Origin of the sequence: Nonomuraea sp. NBC_00507 (genome assembly GCF_036013525.1) — a bacterium.
Classification (GTDB): Bacteria; Actinomycetota; Actinomycetes; order Streptosporangiales; family Streptosporangiaceae; genus Nonomuraea.
This window is the reverse complement of record NZ_CP107853.1, coordinates 1,615,618-1,641,512: the sequence shown is the minus strand read 5'-3', so window position 1 is coordinate 1,641,512 and position 25,895 is coordinate 1,615,618. Positions and strand designations below refer to the sequence as shown.

Below are 25,895 nucleotides of genomic sequence, written 5' to 3'. Positions count from 1 at the left end.
GAAAGATCACCGAAAGTGTTCCGCGTGCCCGTCCCCCGCGCTCGCCAGATCGCCTTTCTACCGTTCATCCTCCCGGTTAAGAAGGCCAAGACAACTTGACCTTCAAGTCATGCGGTTACGGGGGGCGGCGAACTGTTCGTGGGTGTGAGCACTCCGCCGGAGCTTCCCGACGGTGATCCGGGTTATGCCCTGGTGCCCGTGTCAGCGGCTGCTCGGAGGGCCTGCCGGAGCTGGTCGAGGCCGGGTGCTCCGGCCGGGCCGTCGGGGGTGCGGTAGATCCGGCAGGACAGCGACGGGGCGGCGCCGGGTTCGGCGAACGGGTCGCGGCCGTCGATCAGGATCGTCGGGGAGCCGGTGAAGGCCGTCCGCTCGGCCTCGGCCTGGTCGGCGATCACCCGGGTGGTGAAGCCGGTGGTGCTCAGCCCAGTCTCGCCCAGCGCCTGCAGCAGCTGCTCGGCGGCGAGCTGCTGGTGGGGGCAGTCCGGCATCACCAGGACCTCAATCTCCACATCTCCAGCATCGCGCAGTTCGGCGCCGTACGGGCCGATGGCCGCTCTCCCCGGGCAGCGCGCCGAGCAGTGGTGCGCCGCCCTTCATCCGGTGTGGTTCGGGGATCACTTGCGGGTCCTTCCGTCATGCCGGGCCGGCAACTCCGTCAGCTCGTCAGTACCCCGTCACCCGCTGGAGGAGTTGTATCAGCTCGGGGGTGGTGCCGATGCCCGGCCGGTGAGCGGCGGGCGATCCACTACTGCGGAACAAGACAGCCCCGTGGGCCGCCAGGCTGCCCCGCGCGGGGGGCGTCGGCCTCTATGAGCGCCATGAGCAGTTGCCCGGGGCGAGGAGCGCTGGGCCGGGTCCTTTGCTCGGGGTCTGGCGGCGAGCGCACTGAGCGGTTCGGGTACTACGTCCAGCCGGGGCTCGCGGTTGAGGTGGGCGAAGACGCCTTCCGGCTCGGTGACGCGGAAGGGCGGGTTATCGGTGGCGGCGAAGACCATGATCGCGCCCCAGGCGTAGGCATCGACCTGCGGACCGGCCCGGTTGCCGGTGAAACGCTCAGGCGACATGGAGGCCGGAGTGCCGACCAGCCCGATGCGGTAGCCGCGGTGCCGTCCAGTAGTGGGCTATGCCGAAGTCGATCACTCGTGGCCCGTCCGGGCGCAGCAGCACGTTGTCCATCTTCAGGTCCCGGTGGACGACGCCATGGATGGCTGCCATCGCCGTCGCGACTCCCGTGCCGAGGCGATGCAGGCTTCATCGTCGGCGTACGGCCCGGCCTGCTGGACGGCCTGGCCTGGCTCAGGCTCGGCCCGTCGCCGTACGCGCTGGACGATGTAGGGTAGCTCGCCTCGCTGGTCATGGGCGAGCATGCGGGCGGTGGAGAAGGGGGCCGCCAGGGCGGGCCGCCGTCACTGCCGCGATCCTCGGGGTCACCGACGTGCTCGCCGCCCGTACCGGAGCCCGCCGCTGACCTTTACCGGCTTTTCGCTCACCGGTTTTCGTCCCTTGAACATCTGCTGATCGTGCACATGACGACGCCCGGGAGCACGTGCGTCCCGGGCGCTATCGTAGGTGATCGCTTCAAGGGGGGTTCGGTGCCTCCGCAGCGGCCCTGGGACCTTGAAGAATTCTGATGAGGTCCATCGTGGAGACACGGTACTGGTCTCCGACGCGTATGAGGTGGACAGGAAAGTTGTCTGCCTTCGCGAGTGCGTAAGCCTTTGTACGGCCGATACCGAGGGCCTTGGCAGCTGTCATGAGGTCGACGGTCGGTGGTAGGTGTTCCAGGTCCGCGACCGTCAAGGTCTCCATCGCGGGCCTCCTCCGCCGAGCGTCTCGTCGAGGATAGTGAGGGCAGGCGCGGTCTGCCGGGGGACGACTCCGTTGCCGACGGCGCGCGATTGGGCGGTGTGGGGCAGGCCGGAGACGGCGCTGACCCATCCGTTGGGCAGCCTCATTGTCCATTCAATGAAACGGTTGGGGGCATGACGTCCAGATACGGCTTCCCAACGGTGAACGGTGGTGGCCATGATCCCAAGGTCCAGCCAGCCGTAGCCGGAACACGCGGGAACGGTCCTTGGCGTGGTGGTCGGTTGGATGGTGGTCGGAGGCGATTCACCTTCGCCGGTGATGGTGGTGGGCGTGTTCATCGCCGAGTGAGGGGCGGGCCTCAGATCCGCGCCTATCAGTGGAGCACTCACCTCTGGCGGGGTATGCGCGCCTACAGCGGTGACCTTGGGCGTTCTTCTGGCGGATGGGCCGAGGTCAAGGTCATTTACGGAGCGGCTCTGGCGCCCAAGGTCGCCGATCCGGATAGCCGGAGGGTTGCCAGAGGTGGGGCGTATATCGGGATGCGAGAACGCAAAGACTCCTGGTCCCGGCTCAACCGGGGGGTAGCTGGGGCCAGGACCCCTGGGTTTCCACCCTCGTCTCGACTCGCTCACCCGCTCGCGGTGTATGCGACCCGAAGGGGAGACCTCGTTTGTCCTGGACCATCTACCACGGCGACGTACTCGCCATCCCCGAGCGCTTCGTGGATCTGCTGCTGGCCGACCCGCCGTACAACAGCGGCGGACGAACCGGCAACGAACGAGCCTTGCAGAGCGCCCGTGACAAGTACATACGCAGTGACGCGGCGCACGACTTGGCTGACTTCGTCGGAGATAACCGCGACCAACGCGGCTACACCTACTGGCTCACCCTGGTCCTCGCCTAGGGCCTGCGCACCGCCCGATCTGGCGCCTCCTGCCTGGTGTTCTGCGACTGGCGCCAGACTCCCGCCACGAGCGATGCGCTGCAGGCCGCCGGCTGGACCTGGCGCGGCGTCATCCCGTGGCATAAGCCGATCGCCCGGCCCGTACGTGATGGCTTCCGTCGCGAGTGCGAGTACATCCTGTGGGGCAGTCACGGCGCCCCGTTCCGCCACGACACCCCGATCTATCTGCCCGGCCTGGTCGAGGGTTCCCAGCCCCGTGGCCACCAACGCCACCACATCATGCAGAAACCGGTCGAGGTCCTGCGGCAGCTCGTACGCATCTGCCCGGCTGGCGGAACCGTTCTGGACCCGTGCGCTGGCTCCGGCTCCACCGGTGTGGCCGCCCTCGCCGAGGGCCGCTCCTTCATCGGCATCGAGATCACCTCGCACTACGCCGTCAGTGCGTGATCCAGCTCGCCTGCGTCGCCACGCGATGCTGGGCCCCTCGTTGCAAGGTTGTGTCGTGTTAGGCGCTGGTTGCGGTACGATCTTCGCTGTTTTCGCTGCCGGTTTCGTTTGCCTGCTCGGCGATTCCGGCGGCCCACCGTCGGGAGCGGCCGAACCGCCGGGCGAGTTCGCGCTGTGAGAGGGGCTCTCCGGACTCTATGCTCGCGCGGTAGACGGCGAGCGCTTCTTGGTCCACATCCGGCTCCGCCCGGTCCGTGGCGGGCCGGGCGTCGGCTCGCAGGAGCCACATCAGTAGTTCGTATGAGCCGACCAGAGCCACTGCGGGCCAGGCGCTGACAATCGCACCGATGAGGCCGGTTCCCCAGCCGTGCGCCACGTTCGCGCCGAGGGTGGCCAGGATGCCGACAGCCAGGAGGAGGCGCGCCAGGAGTGGCGCGGGCCGGGCCAGCCGGGCCGCCTGCAGCAAAACCATGGAGGAGGCGTAGACGAGCCCATCGACAGTGAGCGGGACGAGCGCCGCCGTGATCCCTGTCTCGCCGTACGCGGAGACAAGCTCGTGTGCGTGGCGGTAGGAGACGATCGCGGCAATGGCCGCCAGGAGAAGAACGACGACGATCGTGGACCACTTGATGATCGCGTCGAGGTTCAGGGCGGCGTGGCCGAGGTTGTTGGGTTGCTGCATGAGGATCTTCCGCTCTTCCGCGCAACGGCGGGTTCGCATCCCCGGCAGGGCAGGGCACCCGGAAAAGGGGACGGCATCACAGCCGTGCTGACCTCGGTGCTGCCCAGCGTGGCGTCCATGATGGCGTCATCGATGATGGTGACGATATGGGACGGCCTCGCCCGACGCTGAGGGGCGAGGCCGTGGAAGACGTGGTCTGGATCGAAGATCTTTTCGACCCACTGTGGGACGTGTCTCTGGGGAGTGGGCTGTCAGAACCGTGCGGTGTTGTTGCAGTGGCGATAGCTGCCCGGGCCGGAGCTCACGTCGCCGCCGTAGCAGAATTTCGCCGAGGTGATGGTGCCCAGCAGGACGTTGTCAATCTTGCAGCCTCGTCTGGGGCCGGCCTGGAGGAGCGCGGTTCTACGGAAGGGGCCGTAGGCGACCTCGTATTCGACGCCGACGCGATCGGTGTCGTTGCGGGAGTCACAGACCACGATCTCTTTCCGGTCGAAGACGATCTCTCCGTGGCCGACGTTTCCGTAGCCGTCAGACCAGGCTCGGGCGCCCGCGTGAGCGGCTGGAGAGATCGCCAGCAGACATGCAGCAGCGGCTCCTGCCACGATCGCGAAGCGGCGTGTACGGCGATGCGACGTCATGATCAGCATTCCCTTCTGAAGAGGAGTAAGCGTTCTGTGGAGGAAGCGGAGACGAGCTGTGACTCACGTCGACGGGCTGCTCTCGTGATGCGTGCTTGCGGGAGCCAGTCATGCAGCCACGCATTGCACGACCTGTGACATAGGCCCTGAACAGGGGATTTGTGACCCGTGCGCACGCTGAAGCCCGGGAGAGCGGCGGCTGGGTGCTGGACCTTTTGCTAGGCAACGCCGACCGTCCCGATGTCCACGGGCGGGATGGGCTCCCGGTGCACGGCGCTGTGGTGGGCTGGATGGCCGTCGGGGGTGATTCACCCCCACGGGTGATGACTATGGACGTGTCCATCGCCAGGTAGGGCGGTCCTCAGATCCGCGCCTATCAGTTGAGCACGCGCCTCTGGCAGGGCATGGGCGCAGCTTTGGCGAACCCTTTCCACCCACGGCAGTGACCTTGGGCGGACCATTGGCGGACAAGCCGAGGTCAAGGTCGTCAACAGGTTGTCTCTGGCGCCCAAGGTCGCCGATTCGGGGAGCCAGAGGGGTGCCAGAGGTGGCGCGTACATCGGGATGCGAGAACGCATTTCCTCTCGCAACGGAGCAAGCCGATGTCTACCGCGCTGCACGACATGATTGGTACAGATCCCTCACCGCTCGATGTTGCTGACCGCGTCTTCCGCTTGGTTGCCTGCGAGCCTGGTGGCCTGGCCGTGGACGGCACTGTGCTCGGGCACGAGCTGCCGCAGCGCTCGATATTGCTCACCGAGTTGCGGAACCTGCTCAGCTCCCGCGAGGTGTCCAATGCCACGCGTGATGTGGTCTGGCGCCATTTGGTCACGCGGGCGCGGCACGAGGGGGCCCAGTGGCTGGTGGGAGCGGTCGGCGTTGCCGTACCGGCGCTCCGGGCAGTTTCGGGGCGGATCTGCCGTGGCTACGTCGCGGGCGACTCGACCGACATCGACACCGAGGTGCTCGCCCGGTTCATCGAGGCCCTCCGCACCATCGACGTTGATCTGCCGAACATCCTTCCTCGGATGAGGGACGCCGCGAAGCGTGCCGGCCAGCGAGCACGAGAGCTCGCCGAGTCAGACGCCTCGCGTAGCTTCCCGCTCCATGAGTCGGCCGAGCCGCCAACGCCCTACGGGCACCCGGACCTCGTTCTCGCCGACGCGGTCGCCAAGGGCGTCGTCAGCGACCTGGACGCCGAGCTGATCGCACTGACCCGGCTGGAGAAGCGCACCCTGGCGGAAGCCGCCGCACTGCTCGGGCTGAGTACCGAAGGGGCCAAGAAGCGCCGCCAGCGCGCCGAGCCCTTGTTGATCGACGCGGTGCTGGCGGGGGAAGTCGAGTCGGCGCTGTCCCTAACGATCACTTCCAGGCTCCCTAGAAGGAGTGAGGAGGTGATTCCGGAAACGTCCGCGCGGAGTCGGATCGCCTCAGATTCGCAGCCTGTCAGCAGCGAGCAGAAGGGAGGTTGGGGCTGCCCCACTGGCTCCGCGCGGACCCTCTCCATCACCCCGCGGCAACCTGCCACCGCGCACTGGAAGCAGCCGCGTGGCAATTTCCGCAGGCGCCGATTCTGCAGGATGGCACTCCTGGTCGTGGCAGTCGTAGTCGTGGCAGGGGTCGTTCTCGCGGTGGCGGCCGGTGCGGCACTTGCGGCAACCCCCGCGCCGCCCTCGGACTTGAACGCGGTCTTCACCAACCTGCGGAACTGGCTGATCGGTCTGCTCGCTGCGTTGGCGACGCTGATGCTGACCATCGGCGGGTTGCGGTATCTGATTGCGGGCGGCGATCCGGGCGAGGTGGCCAAGGCCAAGACCGCGCTCAAGGCCGCCGCCTTGGGGTACGGGCTGGCGGTCCTCGCGCCGCTGTTCGTCAACGTGCTCCAGCGCGTCGTGGGCGGCGGGTGAGAGCCATGTTCACGCCGACCCCCTCCCCGAGCCCGACGCCGAGTATTCCGACCAATCCGCTGCCGTGGGGCGATTCCCCCTTGGGCGGAACTGGGGGCAGCGCGGGCATTGGCGGCTGGATCGCCGACCAGATCAACTCCTGGTTCGCTGGCCTGGTGGCTTCCGCGATCAAGCCACTGCTGAACCTCTTGGGCGCCACGCTGCTGGCCACCCCGGACGTCACGTCCAGCGGCAGGGTCGCCGACCTGTGGAAAGTCTGTGTGGCCATGGCCAACTCCAGCTTCCTCATCCTTGCCACGATCGGCGCCATCGTGGCCATGAGCCACCAGACGCTCCAGACGCGCTACGCGGTCAGGGAAGTCCTGCCGCGCCTGGCCCTGGCAGTCCTCTTAACCAATGCCAGCTTCCTGCTCTGTGGCAAGGTCATCGAGGTTGCCAACGCCTTGTCGCGTGCGCTGCTTGGTCAGGACTTCGACGCGTCCCGCGCGCAGGCCTCCATCCGCTACTTGATCATCCCACCGACCCAGGGCCAGATCTTCTACAACCTGCTCGCGCTGGTCGCCGTCATCCTGCTCATCCTGCTGCTGCTCACCTTCATCATGCGCGCCACGCTGGTGCTGCTGCTCGTGGTCGCCGCTCCCCTCGCGCTCGCTTGCCACGCGCTTCCCCATACCGACGGGATCGCTCGCTTCTGGTGGCGCTGTTTCGGCGGCCTGTTGATCATCCAGGTCGGCCAGTCGCTCACGCTGGTCATGGCCGTGCGGATCTTCTTCAACCAGGACGGCCGCCTGCTGCTCGGCATCGCGCCCACCGGCCAACTCGTCAACCTGCTGCTCGCCCTGTGCCTGCTGGTCATCTTGGTGCGTATCCCGTCATGGGTGACCCGGCGCGTTTTCGCCGACCTGGGCGGCCGAGGCTTCCTGGTGACCAGGATCGTCAAGTACGCCCTGACCTACAAACTCACCTCCCCTATCTTGAGCGCCCTGCGCTTGGGCAAGGGCGGCAAGAGCTCGGTCGGTAAAGCGGCAGGACGTGCGATCGTCGGCAAGGCCATCGCCGGTTCAGCCGGGGGACCGGTGGGTGCCGCGGCGAGCGTTGCTGCCGGCACGGCCGCCGCCGCTGCCCGGCGTGGCGTTCAGGCTGCCGCCCCAGCTGCCGGCACCCAGGCGGCACAGCCGCAACCACGGTGGCAGGCACCGCGGCGGCGGTGGACCCCGCCTGACACACGCGCGCCTGTCGCATGGGGAGCGCCTAGCTCCGCGCAGGCGCATCAGCGCTGGTCGAATCCCAGCCAACGCTGGACGCCCCCCGATGGCCCGACCTCACCCGTAGCCACGCCACCAAGAACACCTCCGTCAGCGTCGCACACCGCATGGGTCCCGCCCGATCATCGGTCGGCACCGCTGCCAACCGCGTCCAGCCGGCCGAGCCGTGCCGCTCGCAGGCGCGGCGGACAAGACGGGCGAGGTGGACGTTCGTGAGCTGGATCGAACCGGTACGCATCCCCGCCAACGTGGAGCAAGCAGACAAGATCATTGGGAGCTTCACCGCCCGGCAGGTGGCCATCCTCGGCGGCGCGGGCGCGCTGCTCTACGCGGGCTATTTGACCTTCGGCGAGCACCTCCCGCTGGTCGCATTCGCCGCGCTAGCTCTTCCAATTGCTGTCGGGGGCTTCCTGCTGGCCGTCGGACAGCACGACGGCATCTCCCTGGACCGTTACCTGCTGGCAGCCATGCGCTACCAGCGTTCCCCCAAGAGCCTCATCAGCACCGCCGAGGGGATCCCCGCCACTCCAGCCTGGATCTCCGCACGGCCAGGACCGGTCCCGACCCTCCTCAAGCTGCCCGCCAAGGGAGTTCTCCAGGACGGCATGATCGACCTGGGCCCGGACGGCGTGGCGGCAGTCGCGGAAGTCTCCACTGTCAGTTTCGCCCTGCGGACCCCCGAAGAGCAGGAGGCCCTGGTCGCGGTGTTCGGTCGATGGCTGAACGCCCTGTCTGGTCCGGCGCAGATTCTCGTCCGCGCCGAACGAGTCCACTTGTCCGAAGCGATCATCGCATTGGAGGAGCACGCCCGTCTCCTGCCCCACCCCGCCCTGGGCCTGGCCGCTCGCGAGCATGCAGCGTTTCTCACGGATCTTTCCGTCCGTCACGACCTACTTCGCCGCCAGATCCTCCTCATCATCCGCGAACCCTTGATGAGGCCCAACGGCAGGAACGCCGCCGCTGCGCGAACACTCCGTCGGATGGTCGAGGCGGCCCGGCTGTTGAGTGCGTGCGGACTGACCGTTCGCCAGCTCGACGCCGGTGACGTGAACACGCTGCTGAGCGTCTGCTTCGACCCCTCGGCGCCGCCGCTGCGGCGCGAGGGGCTTGCCTTGCCCGACGAGACCATCACGAGGAGGGAAGCACGGTGAAATTCCCATCGCGTCGCCGGACGGCCTCCGCCACCTCCGGCCTCGGACCCGACATGGTCCACGCCCGACCCCGCAACCTCGAAATCGCTAACGGTATGTGCGCCACCCTGGCCATCACGGGCTACCCGCGCGACGTGGCGCCCGGCTGGCTGGAACCTCTGCTCACCTACCCCGGACGGCTGGATGTCTCCCTCCACATCGAACCCGTCCCCTCCCTCGTCGCAAGCGACCGGCTGCGCAAGCAACTCGCCAGGTTCGAATCCGGGCTGCGCGCCGACGACCAGCACGGACGATTGCTGGATCCGGGCATGGAAGCCGCGGCCGAAGACGCTCAGGACCTGGCCTCCAGAATCGCACGCGGTCAGGCCAAGCTGTTTCGCGCCTCTATCTACCTCACCGTCCACGCCTCCACGCAGGAGGAACTCGACGACGCCTGCGCCCAGGTCCGCGCACTGGCAGCCTCACTGCTGCTCGATGCTCGCCAAGTGGCCTTCCGCCAACTCCAGGGCTGGGTGTCGAGTCTGCCTCTGGCCTACGACAACCTGACCATGCGCCGTACCTTCGATACCCCCGCCCTGGCCACCGCCTTCCCCTTCACCAGCCCCGACCTGACCACAGAACTCGGCTCCACCGCCGTGCTGTACGGGGCCAACCTCTCTTCTGCGTCCCTCGTCGCTTGGGACCGCTTCGCCCAGGACAACCACAACTCCGTCATCTTGGCCCGATCCGGCGCGGGCAAGAGCTACCTGGCCAAGCTGGAAGCTCTCCGCTCCCTCTATGTAGGCGTCGAGGTCGCCGTCATCGATCCCGAGGACGAGTACGCCCGCCTGGCCAAAGCGGTCGGCGGCGCATATATCCATCTCGGCGCGGCGAAGGTCAGGCTCAATCCCTTCGACTTGCCACCCCTCAACCAGCGCGACAGCGATCCGCTGACGCGCAGGGCGCTGTTCCTGCACACACTCGTCGCGGTCATGCTGGGTGAGCCACTCGACAAGGCCAGCAAGGCCGCCCTCGACCGCGGCATCTTGGCCGCCTACCGGCAAGCCGGGATCACTGCGGAGCCACGCACATGGAGCAGCCGCCCGCCCCTGCTCAAAGACCTGTCCACAGCGCTGAGCAAGGACAGAGACCCCAAGGCCAAAGAGTTGGCCGCCGGGCTCGCCCCGTACGTGACCGGCAGTCACCGTCAGCTCTTCGCCGGTCCGACCACCACCCGGCCCGACTCCCACCTGATTGTCTTCTCACTTCGAGACCTGCCCGAAGAGCTCAAATCGGTCGGCACCCTGCTCACGCTGGATGCCATTTGGTGGCGCGTCTCCAACCCGCGGCAACGACGCCCCCGTCTCGTGGTCGTCGACGAAGCCTGGCTCCTGATGAAGGATCCCGAGGGCGCCGCCTTCCTGCTGAGGATGGCGAAAGCTGCCAGGAAGCACTGGGCCGGGCTAAGTGTGGTCACTCAAGATTCCGCCGACCTGCTCGCCTCGGAGAACGGCCAAGCGATCATTGCCAACTCCACCACGCAGATCCTCCTCCGCCAAGCGCCCCAGGCCATCGACAAGGTCGCCGAAGCCTTCCACCTCTCCGACGGCGAGCGCCAGCTGCTGCTGTCTGCCGAGAAGGGGACCGGGCTCCTTACCGCTGGGCCCGGCGGACAACGCTGCCCGCTGCGCGTGATCTCCAGCCAGCGTGAACATGATCTTGCCACGTCCAGCCCACAGGAGTTGGCCAATCTCGACGACGAGGAGGCCGAACTGTGATTCACGACCTCTTCACAGACCCCGCAGCCTTCCTCGAAGCCATCCTGTCCTGGTTCGCCGGCCACGTCTGGCAGCTCGCCGCCGTGGCTCTCGGCAGCGTGATCGTGCTCGCTTCCGTGCGGTTTACGCTTGTGCGGCTACGTCACCGGCCCTTGGCCAAAGGCGCGCGATGCGTGGAGATTCTCGCTCCACCCGTCGCTGCTATGCCAGGCGCAGAGGCCCTGTGGGACAACCTCATCGGGCTCTTGCGACCCGCGTGGAAGAGGGTCCTGTTCGGCCAGCCGCACCTCACCTTCGAGTACCTCTTCAGCAACGCCGGAGTCCAGATCCAGTTGTGGGTGCCCGGTGCCGTACCGCAATACCTGGTCGAGCGCGCCATAGAAGCGGCCTGGCCCTCCGCCCGTACAGCAATCCACAGCGCAAGCGCGCCCGTCCCGCTCACCGGCCAAGCCAGCGGTGGACAGCTCGCGCTCGCCCGTACCGAACGCTTGCCGATCCGGCACCACCACACCACGGACCCGCTGCGAGCCATAATCGGCGCCGCGGTCGGCATGCCGCCTTGGCAGCACGCAACCGTCCAAATCCTCGCCCGTCCAGCGACCGGACGCCGCCTCGGCCGTCTCGCGCGCAGCGGTCCACACAAGCTGCTCAGTGGCCTGCTCGACTTCCTTACGCCCGGCCCGCTGCACACCCGCCTTCATCCCCACCACCTGCGCAACTACGCTCACGACCAAGTCACCCGGCTGGAAGAGTCCGCTGAAGCGCGCGCCATCCGCGACAAGTCACACCATTCCCGCTACGAGGTCGCCGTCCGCTACGCGGTACAGGCCGATCCCGCCGACACCAAGCAACTGCAGACCGTCCGACACAACGGAGTGGTCGGCCGCGCGCACGCCATCGCTGCCGCGTTCGCCCTGTTCAGCGGCCATAACCGGCTGGGGAGACGGCGTATGTACCGACCCACGCGGCATCTGGCCAGCCGTCGGCTGGGGCGCGGTTACCTGCTCTCGGTACCCGAGCTCGCGGCTCTCGCCCACTTGCCCCTGGACTCAGTCGTGCCGGGTCTCCAACGCGCCGGCGCCAACGCCGTGCCGCCGTCACCGGCCATCTCCAGAACCGGGAAAGTGCTGGGCTTCTCCGATACCGGACAAGAGCGACCGGTCGCTCTGCGTGTCCCTGACTCCTTCCACCACGTCCACGTGCTCGGCCCCAACGGCACCGGAAAATCCACCCTGCTGGCCCAAATGATCCTCGCCGATGTCGAAGCCGGCCGCGGCACCGTAGTCATCGAAGCTAAGGGTGACCTGGTCCGGGACCTTCTCGGACTCATTCCCGAGGAAGCGGCCGGCAAGGTCGTATTGATCGATCCCGACGACCGCCACCCTCGCCCCTCTCTCAACGTTCTCGCCGGTTCGGACCTGGTCATGGGCGTGGACAACCTCGTTGGCGTCTTCCGTCAGATCTATGCCGACTACTGGGGGCCACGCACCGACGACATCCTGCGTGGCTGCACCCTCACCCTGGCCCGCAGCGGTGGCACTCTCGCCGACATCCCCGAGTTGCTATCCAACGAGACCTCTCGCCACCGAATGATCGCCACAATCCGCGATCCGCTGTTGCGCGGCTTCTGGTCATGGTATGGCGCCCTATCAGAGCAGGCACAGGCTCACGTCACCGCGCCGATCATGAACAAACTGCGTGCTTTCCTGCTCCGCCCGTTCGTCCGCGACGTCATCGGCTCGGCCACCTCCACGTTCGACCTGGACACCGTGCTCGACGGCGGCATCCTGCTCGTACGCCACCCCAAGGGCGTGCTGGGCGACGAGACCGCACGCCTGCTCGGCTCCATGATCCTCGCCCAGGTGTGGCAGGCCGCCGCCCACCGCGCCAAACTCGGCCACCACCGCAACCCCGCTGCGATCTACGTGGACGAGTGCCACAACTTCCTCACCCTGCCGCACGCCCTCACTGACATGCTCGCCGAGGCCCGCGCCTACCGGATCTCCCTCACCCTTGCCCACCAGCATCTGGCCCAGCTGCCTCGCGACCTACGCCAGGCAATCAGCTCGGACGCCCGCAACAAGATCTATTTCTCGCTGTCCCCCGAAGACGCCCGCGAGGTCGAACACCACTTCACGCCGCACTTGACCACGCACGACTTGACCAACCTCGATGCCTTCCAAGCCGCCGCTCGCCTCGTGGTCAGAGCCGTAGAGACGCCGCCCTTCACGCTGCGCACACGCCCTCTGCCCGAACCCGATCGAGGCCTCGCCCGCCGTATCCGAGCAGCTGCCGCACAAGCACACGGCCGCACGGTCGTCACTTCCACCCGCAGGCCTGACTACCGGCACACCCCGTGAAGGAGATCATCGTGTCCGCAACGCGCTACACCCCGAAAATGCTTATCGAGCTGGCCGTCCGCCTCACCGATCGCGACCGCCAACTCATCCGCCTGATCCACGAATTCCGCGTCCTGACCTCCCCACAGGTCAGCGAGATGTTCTTCGACACCGACGACGCAGCGCGCCGACGACTGCTCACGCTGACCCGCATGGGCATCCTGGAGCGCTTCCGGCCCAACCTCCCGCCCGCCATGGGAACAGCTCCGTACCACTACGTCATCGGCGAGACCGCCGCCGCTGTGCTCGCCTCCGAGGACGGCGTCGACATGGCCAACTTCGGCTACCGCCGCGACCGCGTCACCGGCATCGCCTTCAGCTCGCAACTGGCGCACACCGTAGGCACCAACGACATTGCCGCCAGCCTGTACGGCTATGCTCGCCGCCACCCCGGAGCCGAAGTGATCATCTGGTGGCCCGAACACCGCTGCACGAAGGAATGGGCTCCGACTGCGCGCCCGGACGCCTACGCTCGCTGGAGCGAGGACGGTCACCGCATCGAGTTCTTCCTGGAGTACGACACCGGTACCGAACCCCTGGATCGTGTCGCCCACAAGCTTGAGGGCTACGCCGAACTCACCGAGGCCACCCGCATCGTCACCCCTGTCCTCTTCTGGGTGCAGGGCGATCGCCGCGAGACCAATCTCCGCAAGAAGCTCAAGCAGCACCCGGCGCATATGTTCGTGCCCGTTGCTACAGGCCATGCCGCCGCCCTCGATCATCTCGTCAACGACGGCCCCGCTGGCGCTCTGTGGTTGCCCACCGACACCGACGGGCCTCGCCACCGGCTCGCCTACCTCGCTCAGCACTGGCCGGGACTCGGACCCCAGCAGCCACCTGAGCCGCCGGAGGATGACGAGGAATGACTCCGGGGGACGGCATCGTCTTCAAGACCATCGCCGCAGGCGGGGGTCTCATCACCGGTATCGTCCTGCTCGCCGGAATGGCCGGCGGAGGCCAGTACGCCGCTGCCCAGGCGGACAAGCCCACCCTCACGGCCTCTGCCTGCGCCTACGCCGATCAGTCTGCTGATCAACGGCACAACTCCTCCCAGAGAGTGTCGACGGCCGCGAGAGCGCGACGGGCGCAGACCAGCGAGCGACCAGAACCCGCTGAATCGATCAGCCTGTCACCCCGCGATAACGAGATCATCAAATCCAGCTTGCAGACCGCGATCTCCTTAGGTATCAACAAGAGCGCGGTCGTCGCGGACGTAGCGACGGGACTCAAGGCCGGCCAACTAACCAGCGCCAAGATCAACGGCGATCCGACAAAGGCCGCTGAGCAGATTGTCACGAGGATCGCGAACACGCTCTGTGTGGAGCTCAGCAAGAACGCCGAGAACGTCACCGACTCAGCGATCAGCGTGATGGGGCGAGGAGCGATTGCCCTTGCCGCGGCACTAGAGATGCGGGGGACGCCGTATAGCTGGGGAGGAGGCGGACCTTCCGGACCGTCGTACGGAATAGGGCGGGGCGCGAACACGAAGGGCTTCGACTGTTCCGGGCTCACAGAATACGCCTGGGCCAGGGCCGGGGTCCGCATCGGCAGCACCACTTATGAGCAGGTCAGAGCCGGAGCCACCATCTCCCGTGCTCAGATCAAGCCCGGCGACCTGATCTTCTATGAGACCGACTCGTCCCGGCCCGGCCCCGACCACGTCGGCCTCGCGATCAACGACAAGGAGATGGTCAACGCGCCCTACACCGGCGCCACGGTCAGGATCGATCCCATCGATCGCCCAGGCTATGTCGGAGCCGCCCGGCCTGGATGACTGATGGCGTGCGCAGAACCAATAGTCGGCATATAGGCCATGCGATGAGGGCATCGCCATCGTAGACCTGGCCCGCAGCAAGATTGTCTGGCTGCAGGAGCGTATCGTCCAGGCGTACGCTAAAGGCGACCCGCTCCTACCTTTCTTGGCTGTTTGGAAAGAGCAGGTCCCAGGAAGGGCTGGCTCCACGTGGGCTGGCCCTTCCGCTATCCATCCCGCTGGAACTCCTCCAGCAGAGTGCGGCCCGGCATCGACTCTTCCGGTTGGACGCCCACGGTGATGATTTCGGGCTCGTCGAAGATCGGTTCCCCATTCGGGCGCCGAGTGTACGGCACGCGGCCGTAGTCGACGCCGTCCTGCCGGTCGTAGCTCATCCAAGTAATCGCTTCCTGCTCGCCCTCTCGAAGCGGGTGGTTCGACACCGCTCGGCTCATGATCGCGTCCGACGTGATCATCCACACCTGGGGAACGGCGAGTACCCAGCGTGTCGCGTCGATCTCCCGCGCTTTCGCCGCGGCCCGCTCCTCGAACGCGGCTGCCGTCTGATCGTCTCTCAGATAGTCGTAGTCGCTGAGTGCCAGCAGACGTTCACCTTGTAGGACCACGATCGCCGGGCATTCACGAGCCAGGATGTTTATCTCGAGCCGGCCGACCACATCGAAGAGCAACTCCGCCGTTTCGTCGTTCATGCCGCCCTCCGTAATCAGCCACTGTGAGATCCTGCCAGGCGTACGGTTGCCCCACGGCGGAAGTCGTACCCTTGCTCTCTCTGAGGGAGTTGCCACCCCCGCGGGCGGGGAGAGACCACCGATTGCGCCCGTGTGGTCAAGAGATACGGCCGGGGTCCTCTTTTATCGCTTGGCGCGCCTCCTCTGGCGTACGGCACATCACGTCATCGGTCTTGAGCGCGACCGCCTCCCGCCCGCCCTTGCATAGGAAACGGAGCCGGCGTTCCCCGGCCGGCGTCTCCGTCTCCACGACCATGGCGACTTCGTGCCACGTCCAGGTTTCGTCCTGGTCTTGGATGCGGATGTGCCAGCCGGGATTGATCTCGGTGGCGGGTCGGTACTGCCCGATCACGCTCGCTGCCTCTCCTGTGCCATGCCGAGGCCCAGTGCCCTTCCAAGCTTCGGGCCGAGCCGGATCCAATGCTCGACGCCGGGCAAGGACCTCTGTTCCCACCCGCTGAGAGCGGCGGCGAGGTCGGCCCCATACCGGCGGTGCTGATGCAAAGCGGTAACGAGCCCGGCCGCCTGCTCGATGCCGTTGTTCGCCCCGCGTGCCGTATGCGGCCTCACCGGGGCAAGCGCGTCACCCAGTAGTACAGCATGCGCCCGGCCGACGCGATGGACCATCTTCTCGGGCGGGTCGATGTCCACGATAGGGGCGGCCATCCAGGTCGTGCTGTCCGCGACGATGTGGGCGTCCTCGGGTGGGAGCAGGTGCTCTGCCTGATTGAGGACCAGTCGGCGGGCCTCGGGGGTTATCTGGTGGGGGAGCACGAAGGTACGAGCGGTGGGGGCTGCCCCGATGAGGTCGCGGAATTCCTCGGTTGGCAGGTCGAGGTAGAACGTCCAGTCGGTGGCGATGCTCCCGTCCGGGCGCATGATGGGGAACATGGTGAATTGGGTGCCGGCGGGCTCGACCCGGGTGAAGTCGCGGATCCCGGGCGGGTACCACGGCGTCTGGCCGCGCCAGGCGACATATCCCGCATAGTGGAGGGCGCGGGACGGGTCGATCAGCTTGCGCCCGGTCGAGCGGCGCCCGTCGGCGAAGGCGACGAGATCGGCTGTGACGTGGTCGCCGTCGGCAAACTGCAGCTCGATGGGACCGCTGTTGTCGTCGAGGGCGACGACCCGCTTCCCGGCGTGGAGGGTTCCGGTCGGGAGACGGTCAGCAAGTGCCTGGTGGGCGAGCGTCCAAGAGGTGTTGCGTCCCGGGTAAATGGTGCGGACGCGCCCGGCCTCGTGGCCGTCGGCGACCTTGATGGACACGACGCGCTCGGAGGGGAACGGCACGATCTCCTCCTGGGGAACGCCGATCGTGTCCAGCACGCCGAGTGAGTGATGGTCAAGGCCGATCACTCCCCCGGCTTGTGGGGTGGCCTCGGGCATGGCCTCGTAGACGTGGACGTCCTCGAACCCGGCCTGGCGTAGTAGTAAGGCCAGGGCGGGTCCGGTGAGGGAGCCGCCGACGATGGCGATGGACTGCTCCGTTTTCATATTGGGCTCCTGTCTTGATCTGCGAGCGTGTGATTGCTGGCCTGAGGGCCGGAAGCGAGTCGATGGGACTGGAGCCCCGGTCGCATATCCGGCCCTCAGGGGATCGGGGGTTGACCGCGTGCCTAGCGAACCGTGGGATGATCAACGGCGAACCAGCAGCATGAGCCGCTTGTGCGCCCTCGTCTTCATCCCGTCGTCGGTGCCCTCCAGGAGGGCAGTCGCGCGGGCGATCTCCTCGGTCATGGTCTTGCCAGGGCGGCGCGGCGCGACGTGGTCGAGGTAGTCCGTGATCGTCCTCTCGGCGGCGTAGGCGGTGCGGCCGACGCGCTGTGACTCACCCTCAAACATCGCGGTGAGCGTGTCGCGGCGGCGTTCCGCCTTGTTGACGGTGCGGACGGTGGCCTCCTGCTCGACCGGCCACAGGTCGGCGATCACCTTGTGGAACTCGTCCAGGGCCAGGCTCGTACGGGCGAGCGCGGTTTCCTCGGCCGCGAACGACTCGGCGTACTTCACGGTCAGCCCCAGGGTGCGACGCGCCTCCATGATGCGGTCGAGTGCGCCGGCGGTGTGCCGGATGCCCCAGCGGGATGCCGAGTCGCGAAGGGCGAACCGCTCAGTATTCGCGCATACGATCCGCCAGGGCGTGACGACGGTTTCCGCCTTGCTCGTGCCATCATGCGAGTTGATCGCGGCGATGAACAGCGCGATCTCGTCATTCAGGCCGCCTTGGTCCACGATCACGTTGTCGGGGATGCGCATCGTGACGAAGACCTTGCGCCCGCCGCGCAGCGCCCCGGCCGACTCCCACACCACGCCGTGCTCGCCCACCAGCTCCTCAAGGAAGGTGAAGACGCTGCGGTTTGGGATGACCTCGTACTTTCGACCGACGACGCCGAGCGGCGCGCCCGTATCGCTACGGATGGTGACGAAGTGGTCAGGGTCGATGCGCAGCGCCGGCATCGACTCGGTGTCAGCCATGACGCTGTAGCGGACGGCTCGCTTCTCGACCTCGAAGTCGATCCCGCCGAGACGGAGAACCTCGTCGATGTCGGTGATACCGCCGGGGATGACGTTGCCCAGCCCATGCCAGGCCGGGGTCGAGGTGTAGAGAGCGGCCTGACCGGTAGTCATGTCGAGCCCGTCGCGGCCCATTACTTCGGCCTTGTCGTAGGCAACATAGGTGCCATCGTCACGGCGGATCCACTGGCCGGACTCGATTGCAGCGCGACGCTCGTTGTAGAGCTGCTGATTGACGTCGATGGTCATCGTGATCTCCTCAGATCGTGTCGGGGATTGTGAGGGCAAGACATGAGCGCGGCGCCGGGTAGTGTCCGGCGCCGCGGTGTGGGGGACGGTCAGCTTGGGTCGGGAGCAGGAGGAAGCACCGGGCGCGTTTCTGCCGGATGCTCCATCGCCCGTTCGGTGATCTGGGCGGCTAGGTCGTCAAGATCTATGTCGCGCAGCCGTGCGGGCGGCACGCCCATGTTCAGCCCGTGCATGATCAGGTTGGCGAACGAGTACTCCGGGTCAATCGTGAGTGCCCGCTCCGCTGCGGCACGGGCCAGCGCAAGGTCATCTGATCGCGCTGCCAGGAACGCGAGGTTGGCGGCGGGGGCGGGGACGAACTCTGGCTCCACCCTGCAAGCCACCTCGGTCCAGAGCCGCCGGGCGACGTCGTCGCCATACGCGCGGCAGAAGGTGAAGGCGATGTCGCGGATCAGTACGCTCGTCAACAGCACTCCCAGCCAAGCGAGCTCATCCACAGGGATGACGCGTCCGGCCTGGACGTGATCGAAGCACTCTCTGATCCGATGGAGTCCTTCCGCAAACCAGTCCGTGGTGTTGCTCGACTTTGCCATACGGTCGCGCGCGGCTCTGGTCGCGGCTTTGACCGCGTCTCTCCCGGAACCGGCGTCGTGGCACCGGCCGCGCAGGAACACGCCAGCGTAGGCGTCAGGGGAAGCATGCATGGGTGTCCTCCAGACACGATGAAGCCCCGGCCCCTAGGGCCGGGGCGAGAAAATCAACAGGGCTCTGAGCGAACGCCGCCGTGGGTCCCGAGGAAGATCCGCATCTCACGCCACTCACCCAAGTTGCAAGAGTGGTAGGGACGGATCTCGCAGTCGTCTCTCACGCACGGGGTGAACGCACAGACGCGTTCACCGGTGCGCGAACGCGAATGCCGTTGTAAATGGGCTGGGAAGCGTTGACCGTTCGGCCCATTCGGGGAACGGCCCGAACACCAGTGACCAGACGGCAGCGCGTGGGCGGCGACCGCTTTCGCTCTTACTTAAATACGGGCGACCGGCCCGCCCAACCGTCCAGTGCAGCGAAAAACCGTCGAGCTGCTTCAAGGTCCTGATTCAATGCTTGCCGATCAAGCGTCAGAGTCCTTAAGGCTTGAGATGATCACGTACATGACGAATGCCACCCAAAGTCCGGGCCACATGAAGCTCAAGAACTGCATGGCAGACCTCCACGCGTTTGGTGTGTAAGTGTGGGTTGTGAGGGATCTGGACTTGGTTCCCGTTTCGGAACCAAGTCCAGATGTCGCAGCCAGAACTACGATTCGCTGTAAGTGATTACGAGCATTTCCCAGGCCACGGCGGACGTGGTGAGAGTGACGTGGACTGCGAGTTCATGGATCAGGCAGATAGCCACGATCTCGGCGAGAGCGATGACGGCTGTTACCGCCATATGCGTCGCCTTACGAGCAGCTGCGTAGCGTTGTACACCGCGCGCGACCGGCGCGAGGCAGAACCGAGGAATGCACGACAGTGTGGGCACGGACATGCGAACTACCTCTCTTCGGGTCGTTCGGGATTGCCGCACGGGAAAGCAAGGCGCCACGCTTTGCCGCACGGCAGGCTTACCGCGTGTTTTTCGCTCTCACTTAAATACGGACGGCCAGCCCGCCCAACCGTCCACAGATTTACAGTTTTCTTCGGAAATGTAAGAGCCCCGACCGAATTCGGCCGGGGCTCTCATAGGCTCCGTGTCAGTCGCTCATGGAAGTCTCGGTACCCGTGCAGACCATGGCGTTCCGGGCGTCGTCAAGGCGCTCTGAGAGCTCCCGAAGCTCCGCGCGTGCGGCGTCCCGCACCCGGATTACCGCGCGGCGGGAGCCGTACGCGCCGCCGTGCTGTTCCTGAGCTACGGTGGCCAGGATGCCGGCGCGCCCGAGATCCTCCGCTGCCTCTGCTTTGCGGAGAATCCGGCGAAGGGTCGGGAACTCCTCCCCCTCACCGAACGCTTGCCGGAAGATCTCCGCGCTGTGCTGAGCCACGGAGAACGCGACCGCCACGCGCGCCACGTGCTCCATGTGCGGAAGCCCACGAATGAGCTGGGCGCCTGGAGTCGCGTCCATCTCCTCCGGAGGGACGTCGATGCGGTAGCCGTTGCGCGCTGCCGCGTCACGGACGGCCCATCTCTGGAGCGTCAGGCGCGTGATTGTCATTTCTGCCCCGTCGCGTCGTATGTAGATCCACCCGTCGCCGTCGGAAGCGGTCTCGCATGTGCTCAGAACGTTCCGGAGACGTTGCGCGAAGAGGAGAATCGCGTCCTGGGTTACATCGTCGGAGATGTCGTCGGTGCCGTAAGGTGCGTATCCGCCCTTGACGATCGTCGCGCTCCCGTCCATGCGCTTCCGTGATCGTGTGGCGTCGACCGTACGACAGTAGCCGCGCGCGAGCTTTTGGATCTGCGCCCAGTCCTCCGATGTCACGCGGGCGAGGTCTTCCGGCGTGAGCGTTGCCCCGGGTACGCGCGTGGGTGCGGCCTTTCCAAAGTCGAATTGCGTCATGACCTACTCCGATCCTTTTCGGCTCCCCGTCCGGGATGCCGCCTTTCTTGGCTAATTCAATTGAACCGCAAAATGGAGATCGAGGCAATAGAATTCGACGAAAAGGTATGGGGGCACCCGATGTTCTAGGTGCCTGATTGTGTACGAGTGGTGAAATATTGGTTCCGAAATTCACTCCCCATTATTCCTATTTCTTAATTCAATTCTCGCCCACGCCTATGCTAGCCTCTGTATTTCGCGTCTGCCCTTCAAGCTCGTTCCGCCCCTCTAAGGGTCGTTCCCGTCTCCAAGTCGGGGTACTGCGGGACACATCACCCCCGCGGTGTCCTGGTCGTATCCGTCCTCTCGCCCATGCGATTTAATTAGGAGGGGTACTCGCACGGCTGATCGGAAGGGTAATGTGAGGGGTGCTGGACCTGACTCGGCGAGCCAGGGCGTGGCAGGATTCGCCGACATTCATCTGCGCCCCGATACCGCACGCCACTGCCTAAGTGCCCGTGTACAAACTGATCCCCGTGCTTGCTACGTGGGGTCGATATCGGGCGAAACTGTGACGTAGAGCGAATCTCCTGCGACATAAAGTGACCTTCCGGTAGCAACGGTGGTTATCGAAGCCCCGTCACCAACCGGAAGGTCTGCCGCCGTTGTACGCCACCGCTCTCATCGCTGTCTCCCGTAACGAAGAAACTGCCTGCTCATGCGTGGCCTGCCGGTACGGTCGCGGAGCCGATCACCCGATCCGGGCGCCCCGCTACACCACCGACATGAGTGACGCGGAATGGCAGGTCATCAAGCCGTTGATGCCCTGGCCGGCCTGGTTATACGGCAACGGGGGACGACCCGAGAAGTACTGCCGTCGCCGGATCATGGATGCCATCCGGTACGTGGTCGACTTCTCTGAACTACCGAGGATCAGCGGAAGCGTGAGAACATGCGTCGTTTAACACGAATGTTCTGAGCCCACTGCTGGACGCGCAGTTCATGTTGCTGCCGCTCCTCACTCACCGCTTGGCGCCGCAACATTCCGCCCCCTTGCTGGTGTGGTTCCACTCCCCAACCAAGAGGCCACGCGTTCACGCAGCGCATCGCTTCAGGTGTGACCACCGCGTCCTGCAACGAGACCTCGGTGTCACGAATGAGCCCGCCAAACCAGGCACTGCCCGCGAAGGTAGCGCCGTCACAATCGATCTTTTCCTCATCGCAAGAGGCACCGCCGAACTTGGCGTCGCCGGTGAATACGGCTCGGTTGAACCAGACGCCGCTGGCGAAGGAGGCCCCGCCGAAGTCCGCCGTGCGGGTGAAGGTGACCCCATGAAATCCGACAGTGTCAGTGAACTTTGCCCCGCTGAAGTCAGCGTCGCCGACAAAGGTGGACCCGTCGAACTCGGCGTCGTCGGTAAAGGTGGTGCTGCGAAACCCGGCCTCGCCAGCGAAAGCCGCTCCGCTGAAGTCGGCGTCACCCGCGAAGATGGCCTGGTCGAAGTGCGTGTCGCCGGCGAAGACGACATGGTTGAAGCGAGCGGCGTGTATCTGGCACTCTCGTAAGTCAAGATCGATGAGTAGAGCACCGCTCAGGTCGATTCTGATGCCAGGCCAGAAATCGTTAGGGAGCGGCGGGTCGGGTTGCCACCGGCGTCGCTTCTCCGAAGGGGGCCGACGCAGGTGCGCGGATAGAACACGTTGGGCGGTCAATCGGACCTGCCGCTCCTCGTGTGGATCCCGGCCGCCGGTCTCATCTCTCCTGCCGCCGAGTGCCGCGCGGGGAACAGCAGACCACGCATCGTTTTGATCATCATCTCTCGGCGGACTGTAGGGCATGCGGAGGTAAGCGCTGATCAGGTCCACGATTCGTTGCCGCAGTGAAGGGTTGTTCTGGGCCAGCTGCTCCAGCGCGTAGAGGCCAGCCAGCCGGACCGGCGCCTTGTCGTGGCCGAGCTGCTCAGCGGCCTTGCCGTAGCGGTCGGTGTCGTGGCCGCGTTCGCCGAGCTGGAAGGTGCGCCGGGCGGTGTCGGCGTTGCGAGCGGTGTAGTAGACCGCGAGCAGCGCGGCCAAGCCGGTGGCGACTGCCAGAGCGCGACCGCGGACCATATCGACGGCGGCTGCGAGTTTTTCTCCCTGCAGGCCCGTCACGCCGTCGACGTGCTCCAGCCACCAAGCGGCGCCGGGTCCGAGCATCCAGCCGATCACAACGACGAGTACCCCGGCGACCATGGTGACTATGATCGAAAGAGGCTTCATGGCATCCTCTCGGACAAACTCGACCCTCTGTCGGTTCTCAACGCGAATGCTGAGCGAACTGAGTGCAGCGTGCGAGGCATGCATAAGCTCGCCCAGCGCGCCCGGCCAACGCTAGGAGTCAGCCAGCAGATGCTTGTAGGCGCGTTCGATCTCCAGGGCGCGCAGAAGCGGTCCCACCAGGCGTTGGGTGGTGGCCGCCGGGGCGTTGTTGAGCTCTGCCCAGCTCACGCTGGTAGTTCGGGTGTAGGTGTCCTTGTCGTAGCGTGCTTGAGGACCGAAACCGAAGTTGGGGTTGGCATTGCTGTGAACACGCAGGCCGCGTAGGCCGGTGGCGCCGATGGCGAGGGCCCAGTTGCCGAAGTAGCCAGCGTGTTCGGACGCGATCTTGATCAGGGCAAGGAACCGGTGGGTGTGGTTGACGGCCGCTGCCGGCAGAATCAACTGTTCCTCCGAGCCATCTCGGGTTGCGCTGGAGAAGCGACTGGTGAACAGGCGCAGTCCACCGTCTTCGTGGACCTGCAGTTCGATGGCGTCTTCGGGGAAGATCTCGTTGTTAGGGGTGAAGATACGGCCGTGGCCGAGGTTGCTGCTGGCGCGTGCGGCGCCGGCGCCGCGACGGAAGCCGTTGCCGGCTTCCTGCAAGGATGGGCTGACATCAGTGCCCTCTAGGAGGGTATTGAGTTCGATGGTGAACGCCTGGTTGATGAAGATCGCGAGGTTCTGGTTCCAGTTGTTCCCGCTGGCCAGATCGACGAGCATGTCCGAGGGCCCGGCAAGAGGGTGCGCCAGCAGGAATAGGTGGGCCTGGCGGCGGTACTCGCCAGTGATCGGATCGTTGTCGATCTCTTCTTGAAGTAGGGCCAGCGTGTCGCGGTCGGTAGAGCGGCGGTGTTCGTGCAGCCCGACCACGTCGGCGTCGGACAGGACGTGCTTGGTCTTGTCGCCGCGGCCGTAGTACTTCCCGTCGACCATGTGCGGGGCGACCGGGCTCGCCGGGATGTGAATGACCAGGTAGCCCTGGGTGGCGTCGGCGTCGCTGGGAATCTCTGAAGTGAGGATGGTCAGCGCGGGGTCGCAGAGGGAGCGAGCGATCTGCTCCATCTTCTCGGCCAGCCCGCTCAGCGGCTGGGGAGCGAGGGTGAAAGCTCGGTTGGTCTTGTCCTCGGCGATTCCGATGATCAGGGTGCCGGAGTCGATGGCGAACGAGGCCATGTCCCGGGCGGATTCCTTGTTGCCGTTCTTGCTGCTGGGGACTTCCTTCAGGTCGACGTAGTGCGATTCCTCCAGCAGGCCGCCGTCGATGGCGTCCTGGAGGTCGGTTTCAGTCTTGGGGGTCCAGCGGGAGTGCTGGGCGGACAGATAGATCGGCGTCATTGGCGATCCCTCATGCGAACATCGGGGGCTATGTCGGCCGCCCCGAGACAGGACGGGCATCAGCAAGTATGACCGGACATAGGCGCCTATCACGGTTGATCACTGCGGTGTGTCGCGTTCCATCACATATCGCGAATTGCGGGGGCGCGGCGCGATCGACCCGATGCCGGAGTCCTTGGCGATCACCGTTCAAGTAGCCCAGGGCTCAGGCGCTTCCCACACCGTCAGATGCCGATCAGGATCGACCTCCTCCCATAGTCATGATGTGCCTCCTGGATGGCCGGTGGGGAGGATAGCGGTGCGGCCAGCGGCGTTGGGGAAAACGGGCATGCCGAGGTGGATCGTGGTCGCGAGGCGGGCCCGCTCGTCGAGCTGGGCGAGCTTGTCTTCGGCGCCGGCGAGGCTGACGCGAAGTCCTTCGATCTCTCCGAGCCATCCTTCGCGTTCGGCCTCGGCGATGCGGGCGAGGAGGTTGTCGCGGATCTCTTGCAGGCGGGGGCGCTGGGCTGGATCCGGCCGGAGAAGTGAGCAACGGACACAAGCGTGCTCGTGAACACATGGGGTCGAAAAGGCACGGCCGCAGATGCCGATGGACAGCTTGCGCTTCTCGAAGTGGGCGAGGAACTCGTCCCATTCCTCCTCGGTGGGGGTGCGGTACTCGGCACTGGGGCGTGCCGAGCGGCGCCGGGCGATGAACGCGCGGTAGGCCTCGATTGCTTCCTCGGGGTAGGCGGCCTTGTAACGCATCGTGGTCTCGATGCTCTCGTGGCCCGCGATGACCTGGGCGATATGCGGTGGGAGGCCGTTCATGATGGCGTCGGTGATGAAGATTCGGCGAAAGTCGTGAGGGGTGAAGCGCAGGGGCAGACCGGAGTCGTCGGTCAGCCCGGTGGCGGCCAGGGTCTTGTTCAGCAGCGCTTTGACCGCTGCGGGGGCGATGCCTCTGATCTCGCTGCCCGTCCGTCGCTGGAAAAGCAGCGGCATGGGGGATGACCAGGTGCGCTCGTGCCGGTCGTAGGCGGTGACCAGCGGGATCACGCCAGTTGCACCGCGAACGCGCATGACCACCGCGCTGAGCACGTCAGCGAGTTCGGGACTGATCAGCAGCAGGCGTTCCGCGTCGGACTTCGACGGCGCGATCTGTAGCAGCGGGACGAGTTCGCCGGTTGAGGGCAGCCTGTACTCGGTGATGGCGTGATGGGTCAGCTCCAGCAGTTCCTCCACCCGCACCCGAGGAGCGCACCAGAAGGCTCTCAGACAACGAGTTGACCACGGTCAGAGCGTTCTATCAGGACATCGCCCAGTGGGCGCTGGAGGAACCCACCCGCTGGGGACCGTGGGTTGCACCCTGTCCCATCCGCGACAGCGACCTCATGGTCCGGCAGAGCAAGGTCAACAAGCACCGCAAGGCCCGCATGGACCAACGCACCCGCGAACGCCTGCCCCGTGCTTCCACTCCTGGTCAAGATTGCGAAAGACCGGCTGAACGCGGCCAGCCGCCGCCTGCAAGCGGCCAGCATGGTCAA

At 66.0% G+C, this 25,895-nt stretch carries 25 protein-coding genes; 10 read left to right on the top strand and 15 right to left on the bottom strand.

Annotated elements, in window-relative coordinates; translation table 11 throughout:
- Window positions 1–182: 182 nt before the first annotated feature.
- The 3 genes from OHA25_RS08360 to OHA25_RS08350 form a co-directional block, all read right to left on the bottom strand.
- Window positions 183–509: a thioredoxin family protein gene (locus tag OHA25_RS08360; protein ID WP_327587009.1), complete on the bottom strand. Its 327-nt coding sequence runs from the start codon at window positions 507–509 to the stop codon at window positions 183–185.
- Between the two features lie 544 nt (window positions 510–1,053).
- The gene (locus tag OHA25_RS08355; protein ID WP_442942177.1) at window positions 1,054–1,248 is read right to left on the bottom strand and encodes a protein kinase domain-containing protein; all 195 of its coding nucleotides are present in this window, start codon (window positions 1,246–1,248) and stop codon (window positions 1,054–1,056) included.
- A gap of 330 nt (window positions 1,249–1,578) precedes the next feature.
- Complete coding sequence (locus OHA25_RS08350; protein ID WP_327587007.1) at window positions 1,579–1,809, bottom strand: DNA-binding protein; 231 nt, start codon at window positions 1,807–1,809, stop codon at window positions 1,579–1,581.
- A 670-nt stretch (window positions 1,810–2,479) separates the two neighbouring features.
- Here OHA25_RS08350 and OHA25_RS08345 point away from each other — a divergent pair.
- The gene (locus OHA25_RS08345; RefSeq protein WP_327587006.1) at window positions 2,480–2,713 is read left to right on the top strand and encodes a hypothetical protein; all 234 of its coding nucleotides are present in this window, start codon (window positions 2,480–2,482) and stop codon (window positions 2,711–2,713) included.
- A 36-nt stretch (window positions 2,714–2,749) separates the two neighbouring features.
- Entirely contained in the window at window positions 2,750–3,160 is a 411-nt protein-coding gene (locus OHA25_RS08340) for a DNA-methyltransferase (protein ID WP_327587005.1), read from the top strand.
- Between the two features lie 58 nt (window positions 3,161–3,218).
- Here the strand turns inward: OHA25_RS08340 and OHA25_RS08335 are convergent, their stop codons facing one another.
- Window positions 3,219–3,842, bottom strand: a complete 624-nt coding sequence (locus tag OHA25_RS08335; RefSeq protein WP_327587004.1) for a DUF2637 domain-containing protein — start codon at window positions 3,840–3,842, stop codon at window positions 3,219–3,221.
- A 251-nt stretch (window positions 3,843–4,093) separates the two neighbouring features.
- Entirely contained in the window at window positions 4,094–4,489 is a 396-nt protein-coding gene (locus tag OHA25_RS08330) for a hypothetical protein (protein WP_327587003.1), read from the bottom strand.
- 593 nt (window positions 4,490–5,082) lie between these two features.
- Between OHA25_RS08330 and OHA25_RS08325 the strand changes: the two genes are divergently transcribed.
- From OHA25_RS08325 to OHA25_RS08295, 7 genes are all read left to right on the top strand, one after another.
- Window positions 5,083–6,387, top strand: a complete 1,305-nt coding sequence (locus OHA25_RS08325; RefSeq protein ID WP_327587002.1) for a hypothetical protein — start codon at window positions 5,083–5,085, stop codon at window positions 6,385–6,387.
- 5 nt (window positions 6,388–6,392) lie between these two features.
- The gene (locus OHA25_RS08320; RefSeq protein ID WP_327587001.1) at window positions 6,393–7,868 is read left to right on the top strand and encodes a conjugal transfer protein TrbL family protein; all 1,476 of its coding nucleotides are present in this window, start codon (window positions 6,393–6,395) and stop codon (window positions 7,866–7,868) included.
- Window positions 7,865–8,803: a PrgI family protein gene (locus OHA25_RS08315; protein WP_327587000.1), complete on the top strand. Its 939-nt coding sequence runs from the start codon at window positions 7,865–7,867 to the stop codon at window positions 8,801–8,803. The genes OHA25_RS08320 and OHA25_RS08315 overlap by 4 nt, the downstream gene beginning before the upstream one ends.
- Window positions 8,804–8,898: 95 nt before the next feature.
- On the top strand, window positions 8,899–10,560 hold the full coding sequence (locus tag OHA25_RS08310) for a VirB4 family type IV secretion system protein (RefSeq protein ID WP_327586999.1): 1,662 nt from the start codon (window positions 8,899–8,901) through the stop codon (window positions 10,558–10,560).
- Window positions 10,557–12,920: a type IV secretory system conjugative DNA transfer family protein gene (locus tag OHA25_RS08305; RefSeq protein ID WP_327586998.1), complete on the top strand. Its 2,364-nt coding sequence runs from the start codon at window positions 10,557–10,559 to the stop codon at window positions 12,918–12,920. Before OHA25_RS08310 ends, OHA25_RS08305 begins: the two co-directional genes overlap by 4 nt.
- Entirely contained in the window at window positions 12,917–13,825 is a 909-nt protein-coding gene (locus tag OHA25_RS08300; RefSeq protein WP_327586997.1) for a replication-relaxation family protein, read from the top strand. Before OHA25_RS08305 ends, OHA25_RS08300 begins: the two co-directional genes overlap by 4 nt.
- Entirely contained in the window at window positions 13,822–14,733 is a 912-nt protein-coding gene (locus OHA25_RS08295) for a C40 family peptidase (RefSeq protein WP_327586996.1), read from the top strand. Before OHA25_RS08300 ends, OHA25_RS08295 begins: the two co-directional genes overlap by 4 nt.
- A gap of 206 nt (window positions 14,734–14,939) precedes the next feature.
- Here OHA25_RS08295 and OHA25_RS08290 read toward each other — a convergent pair whose 3' ends face one another.
- From OHA25_RS08290 to OHA25_RS08260, 7 genes are all read right to left on the bottom strand, one after another.
- Window positions 14,940–15,422 (bottom strand): hypothetical protein, encoded by a 483-nt coding sequence (locus OHA25_RS08290; RefSeq protein ID WP_327586995.1) that lies wholly within the window; start codon window positions 15,420–15,422, stop codon window positions 14,940–14,942.
- 136 nt (window positions 15,423–15,558) lie between these two features.
- Entirely contained in the window at window positions 15,559–15,813 is a 255-nt protein-coding gene (locus tag OHA25_RS08285) for a hypothetical protein (protein ID WP_327586994.1), read from the bottom strand.
- The gene (locus OHA25_RS08280) at window positions 15,810–16,955 is read right to left on the bottom strand and encodes an FAD-dependent monooxygenase (protein WP_327586993.1); all 1,146 of its coding nucleotides are present in this window, start codon (window positions 16,953–16,955) and stop codon (window positions 15,810–15,812) included. Before OHA25_RS08280 ends, OHA25_RS08285 begins: the two co-directional genes overlap by 4 nt.
- A 141-nt stretch (window positions 16,956–17,096) precedes the next feature.
- A complete protein-coding gene (locus tag OHA25_RS08275; RefSeq protein ID WP_327586992.1) occupies window positions 17,097–18,221 on the bottom strand; it encodes a DUF932 domain-containing protein in 1,125 nt (374 codons plus the stop codon).
- Window positions 18,222–18,310: 89 nt separating this feature from the next.
- Window positions 18,311–18,925, bottom strand: coding sequence for a DUF4192 family protein (locus OHA25_RS08270; RefSeq protein WP_327586991.1), 615 nt, complete (start codon window positions 18,923–18,925; stop codon window positions 18,311–18,313).
- A 592-nt stretch (window positions 18,926–19,517) separates the two neighbouring features.
- Window positions 19,518–19,748 carry a hypothetical protein gene (locus tag OHA25_RS08265; protein ID WP_327586990.1) on the bottom strand — a complete coding sequence of 77 codons (231 nt, stop codon included), beginning with the start codon at window positions 19,746–19,748 and terminating at the stop codon, window positions 19,518–19,520.
- A gap of 205 nt (window positions 19,749–19,953) precedes the next feature.
- Window positions 19,954–20,757 carry a hypothetical protein gene (locus OHA25_RS08260; protein WP_327586989.1) on the bottom strand — a complete coding sequence of 268 codons (804 nt, stop codon included), beginning with the start codon at window positions 20,755–20,757 and terminating at the stop codon, window positions 19,954–19,956.
- 764 nt (window positions 20,758–21,521) lie between these two features.
- On the opposite strand from OHA25_RS08260, the gene OHA25_RS61220 reads away from it, so the two are divergent.
- A complete protein-coding gene (locus OHA25_RS61220; RefSeq protein ID WP_442942079.1) occupies window positions 21,522–21,701 on the top strand; it encodes a transposase in 180 nt (59 codons plus the stop codon).
- Here OHA25_RS61220 and OHA25_RS08255 read toward each other — a convergent pair.
- The 3 genes from OHA25_RS08255 to OHA25_RS08245 form a co-directional block, all read right to left on the bottom strand.
- On the bottom strand, window positions 21,670–22,995 hold the full coding sequence (locus OHA25_RS08255) for a pentapeptide repeat-containing protein (RefSeq protein ID WP_327586988.1): 1,326 nt from the start codon (window positions 22,993–22,995) through the stop codon (window positions 21,670–21,672). The two genes, OHA25_RS61220 and OHA25_RS08255, sit on opposite strands and share 32 nt — an antisense overlap.
- Before the next feature lie 111 nt (window positions 22,996–23,106).
- On the bottom strand, window positions 23,107–24,369 hold the full coding sequence (locus tag OHA25_RS08250; RefSeq protein ID WP_327586987.1) for an AlbA family DNA-binding domain-containing protein: 1,263 nt from the start codon (window positions 24,367–24,369) through the stop codon (window positions 23,107–23,109).
- 258 nt (window positions 24,370–24,627) lie between these two features.
- Entirely contained in the window at window positions 24,628–25,599 is a 972-nt protein-coding gene (locus tag OHA25_RS08245) for a tyrosine-type recombinase/integrase (RefSeq protein WP_442942078.1), read from the bottom strand.
- Between the last annotated feature and the right edge of the window lie 296 nt (window positions 25,600–25,895).